Origin of the sequence: Kitasatospora sp. NRRL B-11411 (assembly GCF_000721345.1) — a bacterium.
GTDB lineage: Bacteria > Actinomycetota > Actinomycetes > Streptomycetales > Streptomycetaceae > Kitasatospora > Kitasatospora cineracea.
This window is the reverse complement of sequence record NZ_JOGH01000315.1, coordinates 1-455: the sequence shown is the minus strand read 5'-3', so window position 1 is coordinate 455 and position 455 is coordinate 1. Positions and strand designations below refer to the sequence as shown.

Genomic DNA, 455 nt, shown 5'->3' with positions numbered 1-455 from the left:
TTCCGCCCCGACGGCACCGTGACGGCCGGTAACTGCTGCCCGCTCAACGACGGCGCCGCCGCCCTGGTCGTCATGTCCGACACCAAGGCCCGCGAACTCGGCATCACCCCGCTCGCCCGCGTCCTCTCCACCGGCGTCTCCGCCCTCTCCCCCGAGATCATGGGCTACGGCCCCGTCGAAGCCTCCCAGCAGGCCCTGCGCCGGGCCGGGCTGACGATCGGCGACATCGACCTGGTCGAGATCAACGAAGCCTTCGCCGCCCAGGTCATCCCCTCCTACCGGGACCTCGGCATCGACCCGGACCGGCTGAACGTCAACGGCGGCGCCATCGCCGTCGGGCACCCCTTCGGCATGACCGGCGCCCGCATCACCACCACCCTGATCAACTCCCTCCAGTGGCACGACAAGCAGTTCGGCCTGGAGACCATGTGCGTCGGCGGCGGACAGGGCATGGC

1 pseudogene is annotated in these 455 nt (G+C 70.8%); it reads left to right on the top strand.

The features are described 5' to 3' along the window. Positions 1-455 (top strand): annotated as a pseudogene (locus IH44_RS0140125) (acetyl-CoA C-acyltransferase); the annotation flags it as partial.